This is a genomic window from Psychrobacter sp. (assembly GCF_036731945.1).
Classification (GTDB): domain Bacteria; phylum Pseudomonadota; class Gammaproteobacteria; order Pseudomonadales; family Moraxellaceae; genus Psychrobacter.
In genome coordinates this window covers 10,457-12,039 of sequence record NZ_DAINDI010000064.1, presented here as the reverse complement: position 1 = coordinate 12,039, position 1,583 = coordinate 10,457, and the positions used below count along the sequence as shown (strand labels likewise).

The following is a 1,583-nucleotide window of genomic DNA, read 5'->3' as shown; positions in this document are numbered from 1 at the left end:
TTAGCGTATTCATTAAGTATATGTTTCTTAAATTCTGACTTATTTTTATAAAAATATTATTGAACTATAAACATTCAAAATATGTAGGTAAAATTGTGCCAATAATATAACGTTAAGGCAACACATTAGCAACATAATAGTTATTATAAATTGATAGAGGGAGTTTTTCTATTAAAAATAAACTTTACAATTGACTTCCATGTGCTAACGCATAGGCAGATAATTGATAGGGATTAGAGCTTTGAGAATTAACGCCTGCTAGACTAAAAGATTGATCATATAAGGTACGACCTAATGCTTGTAAGCTAGCACCTGTGGTTGCGACGTCATCAAACAATAGCAAACGCTTTACAGGCGGCAATTCCCTTAAAGCAAAAGCGCTGTCTAAATTACCTAAACGTTCAGCTCGTGTCAGTCCTTGCTGACTGACGGTATCATCGATACGTTCTACGCCTTGCCAAAGTGGAATATGCCAATGCTTAGACAATTGCGCGGCTAGAATACTCACCGGATCAAAACCGCGTTTAACAAGGCGTTGATTGGTCGTCGGCATGGCAACAATGACGCTATTATCGCGATGGCAACCCTGCGGTCTAGGTAACTGACGTAATACATGGATCAATAACGGCAGCTTAGTCATGTCTTCATGATGCTTAAACGCACGGATCGCTTGCCGTATTGGATAATCATAATACGTCGCTGCTTGTATAGACAGACTAGTGCCCGCCGTAATATCCACGTCAAAGGATTTAGGTAGCCAAGTGATGCTGTTATGACAATCAGAGCAAAGTAAGCCGCTATCAAAACGGTAATTAACGTGCTGACGCAGTTTGGTAAAGAATGAATGATTATTTGGGGAGATTGTTGAGGAATGGTTTTGTGGCAGTTGAGATTGCGGTGTACTACGATAAATACGGCATAACTGACAGCGTACGTCTCCATACTCTGCCAGCCATAGTCCGCTTTGATAGGGCGCTAAACGGCGCATCTATCGATACCTATCGGCGCGTTTATCCTAAAAACCTTTCCAGTCATTTAGCACGATACCAAAACCAATCGAAGTATTTTCATGGTTATAATCAATAATAGATTCGCCATAACCTTGGAATAATTGAATATAGCCGTTGACGTTTTTAGATAATGGATAGACATAATCAATTTGGGCAGCGCCTTTATTGGTACTCGGATTATAACGCAAGGTACCGCTTAGGCTTTGCTGCTCTGGCAAGTCATATAAGAACTTGATATCGCCATAGCCCATGTAGTCTTCAATATCCGGATTGTCCTCACTGCTAGAGCTCTCGTTATTGACGCGCGCCCATAGACGCGGTATGACTGACAACTTGCCCCACTCTGCCCCTGCCATCAGATAAGCACGGTTCCACGAGCGCGATAATGGATCATCTTGTCCGTTAGAGTGGTGAATCGCACCCGCCCCTAACATGCGCAGACGGCCACCAAAAGGCAGGTCAGCTGTGACAGGCTGAGTCAAAAATATCTCCGGCTGATAATCGGTAGCACGAAATGGTCGCGAGTTGTCTTCGTTATAAACCTGCCAGTGCGACTCTTGGGTATAACCAAAC

The 1,583-nt window shown here is 42.7% G+C and carries 2 protein-coding genes; both read right to left on the bottom strand.

All coding sequences use genetic code 11. The features are described from left to right. Nucleotides 1–184: 184 nt before the first annotated feature. Entirely contained in the window at nt 185–988 is an 804-nt protein-coding gene (locus tag V7D75_RS11830; RefSeq protein WP_333614717.1) for a ComF family protein, read from the bottom strand. Between the two features lie 27 nt (nt 989–1,015). Further along, nucleotides 1,016–1,583 (bottom strand): phospholipase A (locus V7D75_RS11825; RefSeq protein ID WP_333614716.1); only part of this gene is annotated, 568 nt, incomplete at its 5' end.

Excerpts from the sequence above, each read along its gene's own strand:
- V7D75_RS11830 (WP_333614717.1), bottom strand. The coding sequence starts at position 988 with ATGCGCCGTTTAGCGCCCTATCAAAGCGGACTATGGCTGGCAGAGTAT.